The sequence below is a fragment of the Helicobacter monodelphidis genome (assembly GCF_003288845.1).
Taxonomy (GTDB): Bacteria; Campylobacterota; Campylobacteria; order Campylobacterales; family Helicobacteraceae; genus NHYN01.
Genome location: NZ_NHYN01000098.1, coordinates 1 through 476 on the forward strand (window position 1 = coordinate 1; position 476 = coordinate 476).

The 476-nt window shown below is 37.8% G+C and carries 1 protein-coding gene; it reads right to left on the bottom strand.

Going from position 1 to position 476, the window contains the following annotated elements; all coding sequences use genetic code 11:
• Positions 1–34 precede the first annotated feature (34 nt).
• A partial coding sequence (locus CCZ01_RS10060; protein ID WP_343216188.1) for a hypothetical protein occupies positions 35–476 on the bottom strand: 442 nt, incomplete at its 5' end.

The following is a 476-nucleotide window of genomic DNA, read 5'->3' on the forward strand; positions in this document are numbered from 1 at the left end:
TTAACCTTAGGCAATCCACACATTCCTACTCTTATCAATACGCTCTAGGATAACATTTCCACTCTACTTCTTTGGCAACAAATTGTCCACCAGCAGCTGGTGCTTGTTGAGCACCAGCCATTGCATTTGCAGGGTAAACCTCTGCCTCAATAAACTTACCCACAGTTAAATCTGCAAAAGTTCCATAAACATCATTCCCAAACGCCCCACAATCATCACCCTTAAGTTGTGTGTAAGGAAGAATCTGAATAACAGCATTCACTCCATTCATACCTTGCAAAGTAATAGTTTTCTTAGCAGGATCAACTGCACTAATCTGTCCTTGTAAATCCCAATCTGCAAGAATGGGCGTAACACATAATCCACTTAAAATAGCAACCGATAACAACTTTTTCATTTTTAGCTCCTTGAGTTTTTTATCAAACAGAATGAATTCAATTTGATTAATGTAATGATATAGTAGGGTTGTCAAAGAA